The following is an 18,265-nucleotide window of genomic DNA, read 5'->3' as shown; positions in this document are numbered from 1 at the left end:
CGACATGGCAAAAACCAAGATCCTGGTGATAGACCCGTTGTTCACCGATGAGCCGGACATCGAAACCCGCGTCGTCGGCGCCGACGCCGAACTGCTGTTCCGCAAGTCGGTCAATGGCTCCCTGCAAAACGACGATGAGACCTATGCCTGCGCCGACGCGGTGTTGAACTGCCGCAGCGCGCATCTGCTACCACGCGAAACGCTGCGCAAGCTCAAGAATTGCCGGGTCATCCAGCAGGGCGGCGTGGGCTACGGGCACGTCGACCTGCGCGCGGCGGCCGAACAGGGCATCCGCGTCATGAACACGCCCGACTACGGCACCACGGAGGTCGCTGACCACGCCGTGGCGCTGGCCTTGAATCTGCTGCGTGGCGTACAGGCTTATGACCGGCGTCTGCGCCGCTCCAATGATTCATGGGATGCGCGCTCGCTGAAGTCGGTGAAGCGTCTGCCCGGCCTGCGTGTCGGCATCATCGGCCTGGGCCGTATCGGCACGGCGGCCGCGCTGCGCTTCAAGGCTTTCGGCATGCGCGTCGCCTTCTATGACCCGCTGTTGCCGGTAGGCCATCAGCTTGGCGTCGGCCTGGAGCGCTTCGACAGCCTGGAGGATCTGCTGAAATTCAGCGAAGTGGTCAGCATCCATGCGGCGCTGACCAAGGACACCAGTTTCATGATCAACCGCGAAACGCTCCGGCTGCTGCCGCAGGGCGCGGTGTTGATCAACACCGCGCGGGGCAATATCGTCGAGTTCGCCGCCATCAAGGAAGCGCTGGAAAGCGGGCAGTTGGGCGGCGCGGGTCTGGACGTGTTCCAGACGGAACCGCTGGATCGCGACGATCCGCTGATCAGCGCCTGGATCCGGGGAGAAGAGTGGCTGGACGAACGCCTGATCATGACGCCGCATGCCGCCTTCTACAGCACCGCCAGCCTGGTGGATATCCGCACCTTCTCGATCACGTATCTGATGGACTACCTGCGGCACGGCACCATCCGGGCCTGCGTGAACCAGAAGGAACTGGACGAAGTGGCGCGCGAGGAAGCCTTGCGCCTGGCCAGGGCCGGCGCGACGGTGCCGGCCGCCTGACTGCATGACTGTGTGATTGCGTCCCTGTGTCAGTGAACGATAACCTTCAAGGCCTGCAGCGCTTGCCCGGCCTCCTTTTCGCAGCAAGGAACACCCTTATGAGCCTCCACATCATCGAAGCCCTGCGCGGCATCGACACGCCCACCGTCTGCAACGCCATGATCGTCATGGATCCCACCTTGCGGGGCAAGAACTACACGCTGGATACGGTCATCGCGGCCAATCCCGGCTTGCCGCCTTTCACCGGCTACGCCCTGACCGCCAAGATCATTTCATCGCAGCCCTGCACTGACGGCCATGAAGTGATGATGGAGCGCCGCTTCGCCTATTACAAATACCTGGCCGCCGCTGGCCGTCCCACCGTGATGGTGATGGAGGACTGCGGCAGCCGGCCTGGCGTCGGCTCCATCTGGGGCGAGATCAATGCGTCCTTGCATAAGGCCATGGGCGTGGCCGGCGTGGTGACCAACGGCGCGATCCGCGATCTGGACACCTTGCCGGAAGGCTATCAGCTGCTGGGCGGCAACGTGACACCGGGCTCCGGCTTCGCGCACCTGATCGATTTCGACACGCCGGTCAGCGTGTTCGGCCTGCCGGTGCGCCCGGGCGACCTGATCCATGCCGACCAGCACGGCTGCGTGGTCATCCGCGCGGACCTGATCGAAAAACTCCCGGCCGCCATCGCCCGCGTGCAGCAACGGGAGTCGACCTTGTTGAAGGTACTCAACGGCCCGGATTTCGACTACGACAAGCTGGTCGACGCCTGGCACCAGTTCGAGATCAAGTAGCAGGGCCGGTCAGGCCCAGCTTGCGGAAGACGGACGCACGGACCCGGTCGTAAGGCGGCACGCATTTGAATTCGCCCTTATGGCTGGGCTCCGGGCACGTGTCCGAGCTACAGCAGTAGATCGTGCAGTCGCCCTTGACCAGCTCGAATTTGTGCAGCGGGTTTTCCTGCCGGTACAGCGCCCGCTTGCTCCATTCGATGGACATGTCGAGCACGACCATGTCGACATCGGTCGTGCCCGCCAGCACCGACAAGCCATTCTGATTGCTGACGAACAGGCGGCATTTGCCGATGGTGTAGTAGGTCTGGTCCAGCGACAGCGCGTTGACCAGATTGCGGCAGCCCTGCAAAGGCGGTGACTGCTTGCTCAGGCCGTCCGACGTGCTGCTGACGTCCTTGCCCACCACCGCCACCGATAATCCACGCGCGCTCAACTCATCCGCCAGCCGCTGCCAATGCGCCAGCGGCCAACTGCGGCTGGGCCAGGTGCGCGACGTGTTCAGCACCACGTCGAAGGCCTCGGCGCGGTCCGGCTCCGTCGGAAAGTACTCCAGCTGCTTTTCACGGAAACTCAGCTGGCCCATGCCCGTGGGCAGGCTGATGAAATCCGTGGTGTCCAGCGCCCAATGCTCGAACTTCTTCAGATCGAACAACTGGACCAGCCGGTTGTTGCGGTAGTAGTCCTGGATCAGCGGACCATCGGCAAAGGGATAGACCCTGTCCACGTAGGGACAGGACTCGAACAGGCCCGGCTGCTTGGTGAAGATGTCGTACACCCGCGTTGCGCGGGTGGCCGCATGCAGCTTCCTGATGACAGGAATGGCATAGAGGCAATCGCCCATGCCTTCACAGGTCAAGGCAATGCCATAACGCTCGACTTTCATTTTTTGACCGACTGGGGTGCCCGGGGGGAGCAAACGAGCGCAGTGTAGCGCCGCCCGTCGGTCAATTGTTGGGTAACGTCGCTTTAGAAGTAAACGTCGACGTAATCCGTCAAACGGTCGCAGAACTCCATCTGCTGCAGGCGCCAGTACTTGCGCTGGCCGCTGATGCGGAAATCGAAGTCACCGGTACGCTCGCAATGGCGGCCTTTGTCGGGCGCCTCCAGGATCAGGATGGTGCCGCGGAAGCGGAAGCGGTCCTTCGAGATCGCCACGACCTCGCCATTGATCTTCAAAGTGCCTTCATGATTGGCCTGCGTGCCCTCCAGCTTGACCACGTCGTTGACGTCCTGCGCCTTCAGGTGGCCCCGCTTGGCGCTCCACAGCCATTGCACGGTAATGCCGCTGTTGTTCATCAAGCGCTCGTAGGCGACCTGGTCCTGGATGATGGTCTTCTGCACCGGCTCCAGCGCCGGGCGCGCCTGATAGGGATTCAGCGGGCCCTTGGTCACCGGAGCGGCGAAGGGATCGCCGGCTGCGGTCCCACCCTGCGGCACGGCAGCCCTGGGCTCACCGGCCGGCGCGGCCGGCGCCCTGCCGCCATGCGCCGACACCGGCGGCGCCTGGGCCAGCAGGACATCGGCGGAAGCCGGCGCGGCGGCCGCCAAGGCCATCACGACAGCCGTGGCGACACTGGCGCCACGCAGCCATTTCAGGGGAACGAAGGTCTTACTCGGGTCACGATCGAGGTCTTTTTGCATCTTCTTAGGCTTCGAGTGGAGGAAACAGGTACGAGAGGCCGCCCGCGTACGGCGCCCGCCGCGAGGCAAGAAGATATTCGGTTTAGACCAAAAGATGGGCAACGGGTAGCAAACTGTTTCAACGCCCGCGGCTACTCGAACTCGTGCCGGATCGGCGCTTCGCTATCTTCCGGCAGCAACATCTGCGGCACCTGCGTCAAGGCCCACTCATCGTCCTGGCGTTCCAGCAACCAGATCATGTCGAAGCGGCTGAGTGGCCACACACTCGGCACCGCGCGCGCACCGATCGCGCGGGCCAGCTCCGGCAGGGAATCCTGCCGCCAGCTGACCAGGACAGGCCCCTGCATCGCGGCGTTGTGCAGCGTGTCGGCCACTTTGTCGAAGGGAGGATCGGAACTGAAGTCGTCCCGCACTTCCAGCTTCAAGGCGACCGCCAGCGGCATGACCGTGTCCACCGGCCGTGTGCTGTGATGCTGCGCGTTGGTCGCCGCCCCAAAAATGAATTGCGGCCTGCACAGGCCGCGTTCGCGCAGCACGTCATCGGAAGAAGTGAAATAAGCCGCCAGCAACTGGGCCCGCCGCTCGCCACGGGTGCTCAAGCCGTGTCGGCCCCGCGCGCCATGGGTGTCCTCCGCGTAGCGCGGGTCGCGGGTGGGCTTTTCCGCGTGGCGGATGAGCATGATGGGATAAGCGTTCTTCATGATGGCCGCTCCGGTTTGACTCCAGGGGGATCGCCACACGCGCGCAATCATCGCGCCCGTCCCGCATCCACGGCAGGACCAAATATCCGCCTTGATCATCACCGCTGCGTTATCCGGATCTGGCGAGTACGGTGGTGCGTCCGATCCAGGGTTTTCCCTAGGTAAAATGGTGCTGTTGCCCGTCCGCCCTCGAGACCGCGGCATCGCCTGGCCGCAGCCGCCTCTCACACCGGCCTAGAATTCAGGTCTTTACCGTCACTCCCCCGCACTTATGAATCTTCTTCTGCTCAGTAATTCGCGCTCGCCGGACGGCGGCTACCTGGACCATGCCGTCGAACTCGTGCGGGAACTGGCGGGCGCGCGCACCAAGGCGCTGTTCCTTCCCTTCGCGGGCGTGACGACCACCTGGGACGAATACACGGACAAGGTGCGGCAGGCGCTGGCGCCGGCCGGCCTGACGGTGACGGGCGCGCATACCGTCAAGGCCGGCGACCTCGATGCTTTCGAACTGGTCATCGTGGGCGGCGGCAATACCTTCCAGCTGCTGCAACAGGCCAGACAGCGCGGCTGGCTGCAGGCCATCCGCCGCGCCGCCTTCGCCGGCCTGCCGTATATGGGTTGGAGCGCGGGCTCGAATCTGGCCTGCCCGACGATCTGCACCACCAATGACATGCCCATCGTCGACCCGGGCGGCTTCGACGCCCTGGGCCTGATCGACGTGCAGATCAACCCCCACTACACCAATGCCCTGCCGGTCGGCCACCAGGGCGAAACCCGCGACCAACGCCTGGCCGAATTCATGGCGCTGCGCCCGGAAGTAAAGATCGTCGCCCTGCCGGAGGGGGACTGGCTACGCGTGCGTGGCAAGCAGATCAGCCTGGATGGCCCGTTTCCCGCGCGCCTGCTCCAGGGCGGCAAGGAGCCCGTGGAGCTGGCTACGCCGGCGCAACTGCCCGCATAAGGCCGTCGCGCGCTACGGCAATGGCCGCAGGCCTGCATCGGACTGAATGGGCATGTCGTCTGTAAGGTCTTCAGCGCTTACGGACGGATCGTCAAAAATGTTAGCCTACGAGGCGGTGCAGGCGACGCCCTCCGGGTAGGCCGGCGCGGCCAGCGCAAAGCAAGACCAACAACGACATCGTGACCCGAACTCTCCTCTAAAGGTATGGAGCATCCATGAGCAGTTACCCCGACACTCTCCTCCTGATCGATAACGAATGGCGCGAAGCGCGCGGTAACAAGCGCATAGACGTCGTCAATCCCGCGACCGGCAACAAGATCGGCCAGGTCGCCAACGCCAGCAAGGAAGACCTGGATCTGGCCCTCGCGGCCGCCCAGCGTGGCTTCGAAACCTGGCGCGACATGTCCGCCCACGAGCGTTGCACCCTGATGCGCAAGGCCGCCCAGTTGCTGCGCGAGCGCGTCGACAGCGTCGCCCGCCTGCTGACCCAGGAACAAGGCAAGCCGCTGGCCGAAGCCCGCATCGAAGTCGCCGCCGGCGCCGAGATCATCGACTGGTTCGCCAACGAAGCCCTGCGCGTCTACGGCCGTATCGTCCCGGCCCGCAACCCGGCCGCCCAGCAGCTGGTCATCAAGGAACCCGTCGGTCCCGTGGCGGCCTTCACGCCGTGGAACTTCCCCGTCAACCAGGTCGTGCGCAAGCTGGGCGCGGCCTTGGCTTCGGGCTGCTCCTTCCTGGTGAAGGCGCCTGAAGAGACGCCCGCGTCGCCCGCCGCCCTGCTGAACTGCTTCGTGGACGCCGGCCTGCCCAAGGGCGTGGTCGGCCTGGTGTTCGGCTCGCCCGCCGAAATCTCCAGCTACCTGATTCCGCATCCCATCATCCGCAAGGTCACCTTCACCGGCTCCACGCCGGTGGGCAAGCAGCTGGCCGCGCTGGCTGGCCAGCACATGAAGCGCGTGACCATGGAACTCGGCGGCCACGCCCCCGTGATCGTGGCGCAAGACGCCGACGTCGAACTGGCCGTCAAGGCCTCGGGCGGCGCCAAGTTCCGCAACGCCGGTCAGGTCTGCATCTCGCCGACCCGCTTCCTGGTCCACAAGGACGTCAAGGCGGCCTTCGAACAAGCGCTGATCAAGCACGCCGAAAGCCTGAAGCTGGGCGACGGCATGACTGACGGCACCACCCTGGGCCCCCTGGCCAACGACCGCCGCCTGGCCGCGATGGACAAGATCGTCAAGAACGCCAGCGCCAAGGGCGCCAAGGTCGCCACCGGCGGCGAGCGCATCGGTTCGGCGGGCAACTTCTTCGCGCCCACCGTGCTGACCGACGTGCCGCTGGACGCCGACGTGTTCAACGAAGAACCCTTCGGCCCCATCGCCGCGGTGCGCAGCTTCGAGAACCTGGAAGACGCCATCAAGGAAGCCAACCGCCTGCCCTTCGGCCTGGCCGCCTATGCGTTCACCAAGTCCTTCAAGAACGTCACCGAACTGTCGCGCCGCCTGGAAGTGGGCATGGTCTGGATCAACCAGCCCGCCACGCCTTCGGCCGAGCTGCCGTTCGGCGGCGTGAAGGATTCCGGCTACGGTTCGGAAGGTGGCCCGGAAGCCCTGGAAGCGTACCTGGTGACGAAGGCCGTGTCGGTCGTCGGCGTCTGATCGCGCAGTAACGTTTTTGCTTTAGTAAGCGGGGCGCGCATCTGAGGATGCGCGCCCCGTATTTGATTACCGCCTTGATTTTTACCCGTGATGTTTGGGCAGCTCTTCACCACTATTCTTGCCCCGGTCCTCGGTCTGTTCGTCGTTGCGACCGGCAATGGCTTCATCTCCTCCCTGACCACCTTGCGCCTGGATGCCGCCGGCGCCTCCGCCCTGGCGGTGGGTCTGATCTCTTCCGCGTATTTCATCGGCCTGACCCTGGGCGGTTTCTTCAATGACCGACTGATCGCGCGGGTCGGGCATATCCGGGCCTATAGCGGCTTCGTGTCGGTGATCTCCGTCAGCGTCCTGCTGCAAGGCCTGTTCGCCAGCCCGACGTTCTGGTTCATCCTGCGGCTGGTGAACGGCTGGGCCACACTGGGCGTCTTCCTGGTGGTGGAAAGCTGGCTGCTGCTATCAGGCACGCCCAAGCAGCGCGGCCGTCTGCTGGCGCTGTACATGATCGCGCTATACGGCTCCACCATGCTGGGCCAGCTGATCCTGGGCGACATCGACGCCGCGGGACCCACGGTTCCCTTCATCCTGGCCGGCATCCTGGCGTCGCTGTCCGTGTTGCCGATGGTGATCATCCCGCGCATCTCCCCGGTAATGGAACGGGTGCAGCCGCTGCGCTTTGGCGATTTGCTGCGCATGACCTCGACCGGCGTCATGGGCTGCTTCGGCTCCGGTGTCGCCATCGCCGCCGTCTACACGCTGTTGCCGCTGTACCTGCAACACGTGGGCATGAGCGTCGACGAGGTCGGCAACCTGATGTCCGCCACCATCCTGGGCGCCATGCTGCTGCAATACCCGGTCGGACGCTGGTCGGATCACAAGGACCGCCAGACGGTGCTGATCGCCTTGGGCTTCCTGTGCCTGGTCGACTCGCTGTTGATCCTGATGCTGCCCAGCACGCCGGCCTTCCTGGCCTTGCCGCTGTTCCTGTTGGGCGGCGGGATTTTTGCCATTTACCCGGTGGCCGTCAGCCACTCCGCCGACAAGGCCGGCCCGGAGGACCTGGTGCGCATGATCCAGGGCCTGTTGCTGGTCAACTCGATCGGCTCCGCGATCAGCCCGCTGCTCATCTCCCTGCTGATGGGCCGCGTCGGCTCGGCCGGCCTCTTCTGGGCCATGGCCGCCTTGAATCTGTGCATGGCGCTGTTCTTCCTGCGCCGCCGCCAGCAATCGCCGGCGCCGACACCGGTGGCGCCTTTCGAGCCCGCCGCGCAGATGTCGCCCACGGGTGTGGAGATACGGGTGACCGAAGACCTGATACGCGGGTCGATGATGGATTCAACAGTTGGCGCACCCGCAAGCGACCAGGCGCATTAATAGGCGTTAATAATAGAAACCCGTGGCGGCACGCTCTATTGAGAACTGCTATCGTTAGCGCCAAGAGTAACGACTCGGTAGCGGCTGTCATTTTTCCCTTTGGTGACAGCGGCCGCCGCTGACGAATTGGACAACATCATCATGCATCGAGCGACGGCCTTTCTCCTGGGCGCCTGTCTGGCCTGGTCCGTACAGGCCCAGGCGCAGCAGCGCGTCGTGACCCTGGGCGGCAGCGTCACGGAAATCGTTTATGCGCTGGGACAGGGCAATCGCCTGGTCGGCGACGACCTTTCCAGCCTCTACCCGGAGGCAGCCACCAAGCTGCCGCGCGTGGGCTACTACCGCGCCACGCCAGTAGAGGGCGTGCTGGCGCTCAAGCCGGATCTGGTGCTGGCTTCCGACCAGGCCGGCCCCCCTTCCGCGCTCAAGCAACTGGCCAGTGTCGGTGTGCGAGTCGAAACCGTTTCGGATCAGCCGTCAGTGCAATCGCTGCACAAGCGCATCACCCAGATCGCGCAGGTGCTGGGCGCCGCTGACGCCGGCAAGCAATTGATCGCCACGGTCGACCGCGACCTGCAAGCCGCGCAGGCGCTACCCACCACCAATGCACCGGCCCTGCTGATCATGAACCGCACGGGCACGCCGCAAGGCGCAGGCGGCGGCACCGCAGCCGGCCTGGTCCTGCGGCTGGCCGGCTTGCGCAATGTGCTGCAAGACCAGCAAGGGTACAAACCCATCTCGGCGGAAGCCTTCACCGCCCTGGCGCCACGCGTGCTGGTCATCACCAGCACGTCTCTGGAAGCCTCCGGCGGACTGGACAAGCTGCGGGCCATGCCCGGCATCGCCGGCACGCCGGCCGCTTCGTGCATCGTCGTCATGGACGACCTGCTCGCCCTGGGCACCGGCCCGCGCCTGCCGCAAGCCATACGCCAGTTGAAGGAAACGGACTGTGTCGCTCGCCAACGGTCCAGCCGCGCGCCCGCCTGAGGTGGCGAAGGACTCCCCGCGACGGGTAGCCGCGCAGCACGGTGACCGCCGCGTGTCGGCCGCGCTGGTGGGCCTGGCGCTGGCAGTGGTGGTGGTGGCCTTGCTGTCCGCGGCCAGCGGTGCGGTGCATATCCCCACCGCTGATGCCCTGCGCCTGCTCTGGTCCGACACGCTGATCAAGCCCGACGACGAGTTGTGGCGCAATGTCCTGCTCAACATCCGCCTGCCGCGCGTGCTGTTCGCCGCGGTGACGGGCGCGGGCCTGGCCGTTTGCGGCGCGTCCCTGCAAGCGCTGTTTCGCAATCCGCTGGCCGAGCCTGGCCTGGTCGGCATTTCGGCCGGCGGCGCGCTGGGCGCCGTCGCCGCCATCGTGCTCACCAGCGGCGGCTATGCAGTCATCGCGCCCGCGGCCTTCGTCGGCAGCCTGGCCGCGACGGCATGTGCCTACGCCGTGGGGCGTCGCGCGCCTGGCGTGGCCGGCTTGCTGCTGGCGGGGGTGGCGATCAACACCGTGGCCGGCAGCTTGATCGGCCTGCTGACGTATCTGGCATCCGACAACCAGCTGCGCGATCTGACCTTCTGGAATATGGGCAGCCTGGCGGGCGCCAACTGGCGCGTGCTCGCTTTCCTGGCGCCGTGGACCCTGTTGTGCTCGGCGTGGCTGATCAGCCAGTGGCGCGTGATGAACGCGCTCTTGCTGGGCGAGCGCGAGGCCGGCCATCTGGGCTACGCCCTGACGTCGGTGCGGCGCCGGCTGATCATGGCCACCGCGCTGGTCGTGGGCCCCTTGGTGGCCGCCACCGGCGGCATCGGTTTTGTCGGACTGGTGGTGCCGCATCTGGTGCGCATGACCCTGGGCGCCGATCATCGCCGCCTGATGCCCGCGTCGGTGCTGGCGGGCGCGCTGGCGCTGTTGCTGGCCGACTGGCTGGCCCGCGTCGCGGTGATCCCGGCGGAATTGCCTATCGGATTGGTGACCAGCCTGGTCGGCGGTCCTTTCTTCCTGTGGCTGCTGGCGCGAGGACGCAGATTCTGATGGCGCTGCAGGCTGACAACATCGACGTGGCGCGCGGCCAGACCCGCGTGCTGACCCAGGTCTCGCTGACGATCCGTCCAGGCAGCGTCGTCGGCTTGCTGGGCGCCAACGGCGCCGGCAAGTCCACCCTGCTGGCGGCCTTGGCCGGTGAACTGCGGCCGGACGCGGGCAAGGTTGCCCTGGACGGCGCCGACCTGCATGGCCTGCTCGCGCGCAAGCAGGCACGCCGGCGGGCCGTGCTGCCGCAGAAGCCTTCACTGACCTTCGACCTGGGTGTGCGCGATGTCGTATCGATGGGCGCCTATCCTTTTCCCGAGCTGAGCCCCGCGGACGTTGACGTGCTTGTCGACGAGGCATTGCACCAGGCCGGCGTGGGCTATCTGGCCGAACGCCGTTATCCAGAGCTGTCCGGCGGCGAGCAACAACGCGTGCAGTTCGCGCGGGTGCTGACGCAATGCCGCGCCGCCATGCATGATGGCGCGGCGCATGAGAGCGCGGCTCATACAGGCACGACTCACAGGAGCGCGGCGCCTTATCTGCTGCTGGATGAACCCATCTCCAGTCTCGATCCCAAGCATCAGATCGAGTTGTTGCGCACGGCCTGGAACCTGGCGCATCAGGATGGCCTGGGCGTGTTGGTGATCGTGCATGACATCAACCTGGCGGCGTATTGGTGCGACCGCCTCGTACTGCTGGCCGGCGGCACCGTCGCGGCTGAAGGCGAGCCCGCCACGGTGCTGACGCCTGAGTTATTGCGCGTTGTGTATGACATTGATGCGGACGTGATGCCGCATCCGCGCCAGGCAGGCAAGCTGCTGGTGCTCACGCGCGAATAAACCGAAAAGTCCTGACTTCTCGGTATCCCGCCGCGTAATTAAATTCCGAAAAATCGCCGCGGAACGTTCGCTCGAACGCCTTCCACATAGCCCTCTGCGTGCGCGCTGCGTCTGACGCAATCAACTCACTCAGAGGGAAACCAAAACATGAAACGTTATCCGATCGCATTCGCTCTTGCCGCGTCCAGCGTATCCATGCCGGCGCATTCGGCAAGCGAAGTCAACTTGTATGGCGTCATCGACGCTGCTTATCAATATCTCAACATCAAAGGCGTGGGCACCCGGAACGGCCTGATCAGCGGCGGCCAAGGCGCGTCACGCTTCGGCCTGCGCGGATCGGAAGACCTGGGCGATGGCCTGCGCGCCAACTTCCAGCTCGAAGGCGGCTTCAACGGCATGGACGGGACGCAGCCCAATCGCAAACGCGGCGTGTTCGGGCGTACCACCTGGCTGGGTCTTAGCGGCCACTTCGGCGAACTTCGCATGGGCCGCCAGACCCTCGCCGCCACTGACCTGACCGAGGTCTTCGGTCCCTTCGGCTCAAGCTACAAACTGGCGGGCCTCGGCAGCGCGGTCAACAGCAACACCACACCGCGCGCCGACAACACCATCAAGTACATCTCGCCCGATGTCGGCGGCTTCGAGGCACGGCTCAGCTATTCCTTCGACGCGCATCTGGCGCAGAACGAAGATCGCGTGCTTATCAAGGAACTGCTCGACAAGAACGCCAAGGACCGCGTGATCAGCGGCGCCCTGGCTTACGGCGGCGATACCTGGAAGGTGGTGGCCTACTATCAACAGACTTCGCTGGAATCGCTGACCAGGACGAACGGCGAACACTTCAACGTGTCGCCAAAAGAGTATGGTCTTGGCGGCAAGACGTCCTTCGGCCCGGTCACCCTCCATGCGGGTTGGGCGCAGCACCGCGACGCTTACATCAATGGGGTGCATCCCAACAACGCCGGCCAGCAAGCCACTTTCCGTGGCGGCGTAGTAAACGGCTATACCGTGGGCGCGTCCTATGACCTCGGTGTGGGCACGCTGCTCGGCCAGGTGCAGTTCAACGATCCCAACCACAACGTCCGCTCCACCGACGGCAGGCGCGCCCATCACCAGAAGGTGTACAGCGTCGGCTACACCCAGGACATCAGCAAGCGTACGAACCTGTACACGTCGCTGGCCTATCTGGACGGCGCCTGGTTCAAACAGGACTGGCACGCCACCCAGTTCATGGTGGGCATGAAGCACCGCTTCTGATTGAAGGCAGCCGATTGAAGGCAGGCCAGGCAACGCCCGCAACGCGGGCGTTTCTTTCCCCTGTTGCTTGCCCTATTGCTTGCGCTTATCGCCTGGGTGACTGCTTATTCTGGCCGCTGGTCAGTGAACAGCTTATTGAGTTGCGCGCCGGACGCGGCATCGGCGAAACCATCGAAATTGCCTTGCGCCAGGGACTCGGCGGCTCGCATGGCGCCGGCCCAGGCCGCGCGCGCCAGCGCGCCTCCCACGCTGACGCGGCGCACGCCCAGCGCGGCCAGATCCTGCAAGGTAAATTCGGATGGTGCGCTCACCAACACATTCACCGGTTTGGGCGCCACGGCCTTGACCACCGCTTCGATGTGCGCGCGGGTCTTGATGCCGGGCGCGTACAGGCAATCGGCGCCCGCGTCGGCATAAGCCCGCAGACGCAACAGCACGTCATCGATATCCGGCTTACCTGTGAAGAAATTTTCCGCGCGGCCAACCAGCAAGGTATCGCCACCGTTCTCGTCGATCGCGCGTCGCGCCGCCTTGATGCGCGCCACCGCCACGTCCAGCGGAAACAGGGATCCGTCGGCAGCCCCCGTCGAATCTTCGATCGACAGGCCGGCCACACCGGTTTCAGCCGCCAGCCGCACGCTCTCCGCCACCGTGTCAGCGTCCGCGCCGAAGCCGTTCTCGAAATCCGCATTCACCGGCAGATCCGTGGCCGCGACCAGGTCACGCAGATGCGCGAGCACATCGTCCCGCGTGACGTGATTATCGGCGCGCGCCTTGGACCAGGCGTAGCCCGAACTGGTCGTCGCCAGCGCCTTGAAGCCCAGGCTGGCCAGGTAGACCGCGCTGCCCGCATCCCAGGGGTTCGGCAACATGAAGCAGCCATGGTCATGCAAGCCACGAAACACCGCACGCTTTTCAGCAATCGATCTGGTCATGAATGGACTCCGGGGAACGGACAAGGATTCAGCAATCGCGAATCATGGATCAGCTAGCGGCATCATAGATCAGCCCGCGCCGCCCGCTTGAATGACCCCGACGTTCCTCGGATAACATGGCGTTTTTGCAGACCAGGTTCGTAGACCGGGTTTGCAGGTCAACCACCATTCAGGAAATCAGCGATGCTTCCAGTCATTCAAGCCGGCCCCGTGTTCAAGGACAATCTGCAGCAACTGCCGTCCATCGATGGGGTCGCGCGCATCGATCTGGTCGATGCCAAGGGCACCGTGGTGGCGGACATTCCCCATCAGCCCGGCAAGCTGGGTTCCCTGGCGGTCTACCAGTATCTGCATCAAGCGTTCGGCAAGCTGGACGCCAAGGCGGCGGAACACGGCCTGGCTGTGTTCGCGGAAATCACCACCGATGCGCGCAACCGCCCGGGCGCTCACCCCAACGTCGACCGCCTGCTGGAAATCGCCGCCGGCGCCGAGCCGCTCAGCATCAAGATCTACTGATCGCCCGCGGTCACGTTCCCGGCCTTGACGATTTCCGCGAACTTCTTGCGCTCTTCCTGAACGAAGGCGCGGAAATCGGCCGTCGCCATCCCGCTCGGCTCCGCCCCTTGCGCCATCAGGTTCTTGCGCACCTCGGGCATCTGCAGCACGTCGTGGACATCCTTCTGCAGGCGCTGAACCACCTCATCGGGCGTTCCCGCCGGCACGAACACGCCGAACCATTGCGTCAGGTCGTACTTGCCCAGGCCCGGCGTGGCTGACACCGGCGCAATGTCCGGCGCGGCGTTCGCGGCCTTGGCCGACGATACGGCCAGCGCCTTCAACTGCTTGCTCTGGATATACGGCAACCCCGTGGGCAGGCCGGCAAAACCGATGTTCACTTCACTGGCCAGCAGCGCGCTGATCGAAGGCGCCACGCCCTTGTAGGGGATGTGCGTCATCTTCACGCCGGCCAGCTCTTCGAGCAACACGGCCGCCAGGTGTTGCGGCGTCCCCGTGCCGGACGACGCGTAGGTCAGGCTGCCAGGGTGCTGCTTCGCATAGGCGATCAGTTCCGCCACGTTGGAATACGGCTGCTTCGGTTGCGTCACCAGGACGAAAGGCAGGCGTACCGCCAGCGTCACCGGCACCAGGTCCTTCTCCGGGTCATAGGGCATCTGCTTCATGATGAACTGGTTGATCACCACTTCAGCCGTCGCCGACATCATGATCGTCAGCCCGTCCGGGCGCGAATGCGCCACGAACGATGCCCCGATGGATCCGCTTGCCCCGGCCTTGTTCTGCACGATCACCGGCTGTCCCCAACGCTCGGACAACTTCTGCCCCACCAGGCGAGCCACCGGATCGACGCCGCCACCGGCGGGATAGGGCACGATCAGATTGACCGGCCGGTCCGGCCACTGGGACGCGGCGTGGGCCGGCACGGCCGCGGCGGCGCATGCCACCAGGCAACTGCTCAACAGGGCAGCGAATTTCATGGTTTGTCTCCTCGCGTTATTGCGATGTCGTTTGTTTTGATGGGCCTTGCAGATGAGTTTTGCAGCTGGGTTTTGCCTATACGGCGCCGCCATCCATGAACGCGTTGATGACGATATGAGTTTGGTCGCGCTGCCTCAGGCACCGTGGGAAGCGACGATGTAAGGACGCAGGCGTTCCAGGTCCGGCGTCACGCCCAGGCCGGGCTCGCCGGACAAGGTGACCTTGCCGTCCTTGACGGCATAGTCCGGCGGCACCAACCAGTCGCGCAGGGCATTGGGATTGGAGTCGACTTCGACATAGCCCGCGCCACCGACCGCCGCTTTCAAATGCATGGACGCCGTCAGGCCGATGCCGCCGCCGAGCCAATGCGGGCAGAAGGTGCGGCCCAGGCGCAGGACGTCGCGTGCGACCGGCAGGCAGGCACTGAGCCCGCCCCACTTGCCCAGGTCAGGCTGTATCACCGACAAGCCGCCGGCCTCGATGGCTTCGACGAAGGTCTCGCGGCCGCGCAGGTTTTCCCCGCCCGCGATGGGCAAGGGCGCCCCATCCGTCAGCTCGCGCCAGACTGGCCATGGCGTGTCCGCCGACAAGGGTTCCTCCAGCCACGCGACACCGTAAGCGGCCAGGCGCCCCGCCATCCGCGCGGCCTGGGCAAGCGTCCAGGCCTGGTTCGCATCCACCATCAAGGTCGCGTCCGCGCCCATGGTCTGGCGCAGCGCCCGGATATTGCTTTCGTCGCGCTCATCGCCGAAGCCCACCTTCAGCTTGAAGGCGGTATAACCTTCCCGCGCCTTCGCTTCGGCAATCCGCTCCGGGTGGTCCGGATTGATGCCCGACGTGTAGACGTTGATCGTCGGCGCGCCCCCCAGTAACTGCCACAGCGGGCACTTTTCCCGGCGGGCGATCATGTCCCAGATCGCGGTATCGACACCCGCCACGGCCTGGGCCAGGGGGCCGGGTTCCCCGGACTGGATGGCCAGGATGCGCAGGCGCTCGGTCAAGCTGTCGTAGCAGTCCTGCGGCGTCGCCCAGGACTGGCCCAGCAACAGCGGCTTGACGCAGCTGTCGACCAGGCGGGCGCGATGCTCCGCCCCGACGGCTGGAAAATTGCACCATACTTCGCCCCAACCCTGGACGCCGTCGGCGCCGGTAACGCGTACCAGCACGGCCGGACGGTCATGCATGATGCCAAACGATGTCCGCACCGGCGGTTCGGATGGCACCCGCAGGACAAAGGTTTCCAGGCGGGCGATTTCAAAGGTGTGATCCAGGGACATATGCGCGTATCGTCAGGTGGACCGAGCCGGCACCCCGGCCCTGTCTCGTTTGCTTGGAAGCGCATGGGCAGGACGGTTGGCCGCCCAGCCGCTTGAATGGACGAGTGGCCTAGCGTGTCTCCCAAGGCGCCGAATTCTGATAAAATCTACAAGTCCAGAGTACTATACTTTTATATGTCTGCACATCCCAAGGCAATCCCCGATAGCCCCATCCCCCGGTACGTGGTGCTCGCCGATCAACTCCGCAAGCGCATCGGCGGCGGCGAATGGCCGGCCGGCCAGGCCTTGCCATCGCTGCAGCAACTGGCGGACGCTTTCGGCGTGGCGCGATTGACGGCCCGTCAGGCGGTGCAATTGCTGGTCGGCGAAGGACTGCTGACCAGCCATCGCGGGCAAGGCACCTATGTCACCGAGGCGGCGCTGCCCATACGCACGGCGCCGCTGGCCAGTTCCCTGCAGGAATTGGGCGACACCTACCGGGATCTGCAGCCCACCATCCTGGCCATGGACGAAGATCCTCGTCCGCTGCCCCTGGATGAGCCGGGCATGGATGAAGGCTACGTCTACATGCGCCGCCTGCACATGCATGAAGGCCGTCCCTACTGCCTGATTTCGCTCTATATCGCGCGCTCGGTCTACGCGCTATGCCCGCTGCGCTTTCGCGAACGGGCCGTCGTGCTGGTGTTGCTGGAACATCCCGAGGTCGACATCGCGCAGGCACACCAGACGCTGACGATAGGCACGGCCAGCGCCGAAACCGCGTCCTTTCTGCGGATCGCGCGGGACTCGCCCACCGCGGAAGTCCGCCGCGTGTTTCGCAGGCCCGATGGGCAGGTGATCTATTACGCCGAAGTGACCTACCGCGGCGATGCCATCCGGCTGGAAATCGACCTCAAGCCGTGATGGCGCTGCTTGCGCGTGCCACCAGCACGCAGGGCACTTCCTGGCGGACCACCGTGCCGTCCGCCTCCGCGCCGCTCCCCTGGATAAGCCGCAATACCGTCTGCGCCGCGGCGGCGCCGATCGCATAGGGATCCGGGCGCACCGTGGTCAGCGCGGGCGACAGCATCGTCGCGACTTGCGCATCGCCGTAGCCTGCGACGCCGCAGTCTTGCGGCACCCGCAAGCCATAGGCAGCCGCGCGCAGAACCGCTGCCATCGCCATGTTGTCGTTCGCGAAGGCCAGCGCACGCGGACGCGTCGCCGGCGGCTCGGCCGCGAAGGCGGCCATGGCGGCCTCGCCGGCGGCAAAGTCGTCGACCGCGGCAGCGCGCACGGCGACGGCCTGGCCACCGCCGTCGCGCATGGCCTGGATAAAGCCGTCGCCACGCCGTGTCGCGCGGCTGTCCTGCGCACTGGCCGGCAGCACGAACCGCGCATGCCTGACGCCTTGTTCAAGGAAGTGGCGCGCCACCAGCGCGCCGGCGTCCTGCTGCCGGAACCCGATCTGGTGAAAAGGCCGGTCATCGGTCAGGTCCCAGGCCTCGACCACCGGCACCCGCGTGCCGCGCAATAAGGCCTCGATGTCGGGCGCATGGTCGCCGCGGGTGAGTATCAGGGCGCTCGGGTGCCAGCCGAGAAAGGTCCGTATCGCCCGCGCTTCGGCATGCTGCAGGTAATCGCTGCTGGCCAGCAACAATTGCAGGCCTTGCCGGTCCAGCACCTCGGTGATGCCCTGCACGACGCGCGCAAACGTAGGGCTGCCGACGTTCTGCATGACGGCGCCCACCACGCCGCTCTTGGACGAGGCCAGCCGGCGCGCCACCTGGCTGGGCACATAGCCGGTCTGGGCGATGACCTCCCGCAGACGCTCGCGCACGCCCTCCGACACCAGCTCGGGCGAATTGAAATAGCGCGACACCGTCACCACCGACACCTGTGCCAGGCGGGCGATGTCGCGGTTGGTAGTGGCCAGCAGTTTGGGGCGTGGTCCCCGGCGGCGGGCAGCGCTTTCGTCCGGCGCGTCGGTGGTCATGGATTCCTGGCAGGGCGATGGGCAGGGCGGCCAGATCGGGCGATGACCGATTGACGACCCGCGAGAAGGAATAATACACTTTTGCCATGGAACCGGTTTCATCTACATGCCAGTAGATGCCGGAGCGAGGCGGGTCTCACCGCCTTTGTCCTGGGAAATCACGCCGTTGCGAAATGCCCTCGGCGTTTTTTCGAGCGACAGATGAAACCGGTTCCATATACATATAACCAGATCGCCTGAGGCCGACCGCCCGGGACGATCAAGACC

Annotated in this window: 18 protein-coding genes; 11 read left to right on the top strand and 7 right to left on the bottom strand. The window is 65.3% G+C overall.

Annotation, left to right across the window (positions count from 1 at the left end):
• The first annotated feature begins 4 nt into the window (after positions 1–4).
• Positions 5–1,084 (top strand): C-terminal binding protein, encoded by a 1,080-nt coding sequence (locus ASB57_RS27240; RefSeq protein ID WP_057655005.1) that lies wholly within the window; start codon positions 5–7, stop codon positions 1,082–1,084.
• Between the two features lie 98 nt (positions 1,085–1,182).
• Entirely contained in the window at positions 1,183–1,872 is a 690-nt protein-coding gene (locus ASB57_RS27235) for an RraA family protein (protein WP_057655004.1), read from the top strand.
• On the opposite strand, the gene ASB57_RS27230 is transcribed toward ASB57_RS27235, so the two are convergent.
• The 3 genes from ASB57_RS27230 to ASB57_RS27220 form a co-directional block, all read right to left on the bottom strand.
• A complete protein-coding gene (locus tag ASB57_RS27230; protein WP_057655003.1) occupies positions 1,865–2,755 on the bottom strand; it encodes a glycosyltransferase family 9 protein in 891 nt (296 codons plus the stop codon). The two genes, ASB57_RS27235 and ASB57_RS27230, sit on opposite strands and share 8 nt — an antisense overlap.
• Before the next feature lie 83 nt (positions 2,756–2,838).
• A complete protein-coding gene (locus tag ASB57_RS27225) occupies positions 2,839–3,513 on the bottom strand; it encodes a hypothetical protein (protein ID WP_057655002.1) in 675 nt (224 codons plus the stop codon).
• Between the two features lie 131 nt (positions 3,514–3,644).
• Entirely contained in the window at positions 3,645–4,214 is a 570-nt protein-coding gene (locus tag ASB57_RS27220; protein WP_057655001.1) for a hypothetical protein, read from the bottom strand.
• 271 nt (positions 4,215–4,485) lie between these two features.
• Between ASB57_RS27220 and pepE the strand changes: the two genes are divergently transcribed.
• The 7 genes from pepE to ASB57_RS27185 all read left to right on the top strand — a co-directional run bounded on the left by pepE (position 4,486) and on the right by ASB57_RS27185 (position 12,317).
• Positions 4,486–5,175 carry a dipeptidase PepE gene (gene pepE / locus ASB57_RS27215; RefSeq protein ID WP_057655000.1) on the top strand — a complete coding sequence of 230 codons (690 nt, stop codon included), beginning with the start codon at positions 4,486–4,488 and terminating at the stop codon, positions 5,173–5,175.
• A 215-nt stretch (positions 5,176–5,390) separates the two neighbouring features.
• A complete protein-coding gene (locus ASB57_RS27210; protein WP_057654999.1) occupies positions 5,391–6,830 on the top strand; it encodes an NAD-dependent succinate-semialdehyde dehydrogenase in 1,440 nt (479 codons plus the stop codon).
• Between the two features lie 90 nt (positions 6,831–6,920).
• On the top strand, positions 6,921–8,201 hold the full coding sequence (locus ASB57_RS27205; protein ID WP_057654998.1) for an MFS transporter: 1,281 nt from the start codon (positions 6,921–6,923) through the stop codon (positions 8,199–8,201).
• Between the two features lie 141 nt (positions 8,202–8,342).
• Positions 8,343–9,188, top strand: coding sequence for a hemin ABC transporter substrate-binding protein (locus tag ASB57_RS27200; protein ID WP_057656481.1), 846 nt, complete (start codon positions 8,343–8,345; stop codon positions 9,186–9,188).
• A gap of 85 nt (positions 9,189–9,273) precedes the next feature.
• Positions 9,274–10,224: an iron ABC transporter permease gene (locus tag ASB57_RS27195; RefSeq protein ID WP_057656480.1), complete on the top strand. Its 951-nt coding sequence runs from the start codon at positions 9,274–9,276 to the stop codon at positions 10,222–10,224.
• Positions 10,224–11,060 carry a heme ABC transporter ATP-binding protein gene (locus ASB57_RS27190; RefSeq protein WP_057654997.1) on the top strand — a complete coding sequence of 279 codons (837 nt, stop codon included), beginning with the start codon at positions 10,224–10,226 and terminating at the stop codon, positions 11,058–11,060. Before ASB57_RS27195 ends, ASB57_RS27190 begins: the two co-directional genes overlap by 1 nt.
• A gap of 147 nt (positions 11,061–11,207) precedes the next feature.
• The gene (locus tag ASB57_RS27185) at positions 11,208–12,317 is read left to right on the top strand and encodes a porin (protein WP_057654996.1); all 1,110 of its coding nucleotides are present in this window, start codon (positions 11,208–11,210) and stop codon (positions 12,315–12,317) included.
• Between the two features lie 104 nt (positions 12,318–12,421).
• Here ASB57_RS27185 and ASB57_RS27180 read toward each other — a convergent pair whose 3' ends face one another.
• Positions 12,422–13,252: an oxaloacetate decarboxylase gene (locus ASB57_RS27180; RefSeq protein ID WP_057654995.1), complete on the bottom strand. Its 831-nt coding sequence runs from the start codon at positions 13,250–13,252 to the stop codon at positions 12,422–12,424.
• A 183-nt stretch (positions 13,253–13,435) separates the two neighbouring features.
• Between ASB57_RS27180 and ASB57_RS27175 the strand changes: the two genes are divergently transcribed.
• A complete protein-coding gene (locus tag ASB57_RS27175; RefSeq protein WP_057654994.1) occupies positions 13,436–13,768 on the top strand; it encodes a DUF2322 family protein in 333 nt (110 codons plus the stop codon).
• On the opposite strand, the gene ASB57_RS27170 is transcribed toward ASB57_RS27175, so the two are convergent.
• Together ASB57_RS27170 and ASB57_RS27165 are read right to left on the bottom strand one after the other, a co-directional pair.
• Positions 13,762–14,745 carry a tripartite tricarboxylate transporter substrate binding protein gene (locus ASB57_RS27170; protein ID WP_057654993.1) on the bottom strand — a complete coding sequence of 328 codons (984 nt, stop codon included), beginning with the start codon at positions 14,743–14,745 and terminating at the stop codon, positions 13,762–13,764. The two genes, ASB57_RS27175 and ASB57_RS27170, sit on opposite strands and share 7 nt — an antisense overlap.
• 135 nt (positions 14,746–14,880) lie before the next feature.
• Positions 14,881–16,023: a mandelate racemase/muconate lactonizing enzyme family protein gene (locus ASB57_RS27165; protein ID WP_057654992.1), complete on the bottom strand. Its 1,143-nt coding sequence runs from the start codon at positions 16,021–16,023 to the stop codon at positions 14,881–14,883.
• A 174-nt stretch (positions 16,024–16,197) separates the two neighbouring features.
• Here ASB57_RS27165 and ASB57_RS27160 point away from each other — a divergent pair, with 174 nt between their 5' ends.
• The gene (locus ASB57_RS27160) at positions 16,198–16,926 is read left to right on the top strand and encodes a GntR family transcriptional regulator (protein ID WP_197424849.1); all 729 of its coding nucleotides are present in this window, start codon (positions 16,198–16,200) and stop codon (positions 16,924–16,926) included.
• Here the strand turns inward: ASB57_RS27160 and ASB57_RS27155 are convergent.
• Positions 16,916–17,998 carry a LacI family DNA-binding transcriptional regulator gene (locus ASB57_RS27155; RefSeq protein WP_057654990.1) on the bottom strand — a complete coding sequence of 361 codons (1,083 nt, stop codon included), beginning with the start codon at positions 17,996–17,998 and terminating at the stop codon, positions 16,916–16,918. The genes ASB57_RS27160 and ASB57_RS27155 overlap by 11 nt on opposite strands.
• Positions 17,999–18,265: the final 267 nt, after the last annotated feature.

It is taken from the genome of Bordetella sp. N, assembly GCF_001433395.1.
Classification (GTDB): Bacteria; Pseudomonadota; Gammaproteobacteria; order Burkholderiales; family Burkholderiaceae_B; genus Bordetella_C.
This window is presented reverse-complemented; position numbering and strand designations above follow the sequence as displayed.

What these genes read in the sequence shown, in the direction of transcription:
- ASB57_RS27240 (WP_057655005.1), top strand. Translation starts at nt 5, where the DNA reads ATGGCAAAAACCAAGATCCTGGTGATAGACCCGTTGTTCACCGATGAG.
- ASB57_RS27235 (WP_057655004.1), top strand. Translation starts at nt 1,183, where the DNA reads ATGAGCCTCCACATCATCGAAGCCCTGCGCGGCATCGACACGCCCACC.
- ASB57_RS27230 (WP_057655003.1), bottom strand. Translation starts at nt 2,755, where the DNA reads ATGAAAGTCGAGCGTTATGGCATTGCCTTGACCTGTGAAGGCATGGGC.
- ASB57_RS27225 (WP_057655002.1), bottom strand. Translation starts at nt 3,513, where the DNA reads ATGCAAAAAGACCTCGATCGTGACCCGAGTAAGACCTTCGTTCCCCTG.
- ASB57_RS27220 (WP_057655001.1), bottom strand. Translation starts at nt 4,214, where the DNA reads ATGAAGAACGCTTATCCCATCATGCTCATCCGCCACGCGGAAAAGCCC.
- pepE (WP_057655000.1), top strand. Translation starts at nt 4,486, where the DNA reads ATGAATCTTCTTCTGCTCAGTAATTCGCGCTCGCCGGACGGCGGCTAC.
- ASB57_RS27210 (WP_057654999.1), top strand. Translation starts at nt 5,391, where the DNA reads ATGAGCAGTTACCCCGACACTCTCCTCCTGATCGATAACGAATGGCGC.
- ASB57_RS27205 (WP_057654998.1), top strand. Translation starts at nt 6,921, where the DNA reads ATGTTTGGGCAGCTCTTCACCACTATTCTTGCCCCGGTCCTCGGTCTG.
- ASB57_RS27200 (WP_057656481.1), top strand. Translation starts at nt 8,343, where the DNA reads ATGCATCGAGCGACGGCCTTTCTCCTGGGCGCCTGTCTGGCCTGGTCC.
- ASB57_RS27190 (WP_057654997.1), top strand. Translation starts at nt 10,224, where the DNA reads ATGGCGCTGCAGGCTGACAACATCGACGTGGCGCGCGGCCAGACCCGC.
- ASB57_RS27185 (WP_057654996.1), top strand. Translation starts at nt 11,208, where the DNA reads ATGAAACGTTATCCGATCGCATTCGCTCTTGCCGCGTCCAGCGTATCC.
- ASB57_RS27180 (WP_057654995.1), bottom strand. Translation starts at nt 13,252, where the DNA reads ATGACCAGATCGATTGCTGAAAAGCGTGCGGTGTTTCGTGGCTTGCAT.
- ASB57_RS27175 (WP_057654994.1), top strand. Translation starts at nt 13,436, where the DNA reads ATGCTTCCAGTCATTCAAGCCGGCCCCGTGTTCAAGGACAATCTGCAG.
- ASB57_RS27170 (WP_057654993.1), bottom strand. Translation starts at nt 14,745, where the DNA reads ATGAAATTCGCTGCCCTGTTGAGCAGTTGCCTGGTGGCATGCGCCGCC.
- ASB57_RS27165 (WP_057654992.1), bottom strand. Translation starts at nt 16,023, where the DNA reads ATGTCCCTGGATCACACCTTTGAAATCGCCCGCCTGGAAACCTTTGTC.
- ASB57_RS27160 (WP_197424849.1), top strand. Translation starts at nt 16,198, where the DNA reads ATGTCTGCACATCCCAAGGCAATCCCCGATAGCCCCATCCCCCGGTAC.
- ASB57_RS27155 (WP_057654990.1), bottom strand. Translation starts at nt 17,998, where the DNA reads ATGACCACCGACGCGCCGGACGAAAGCGCTGCCCGCCGCCGGGGACCA.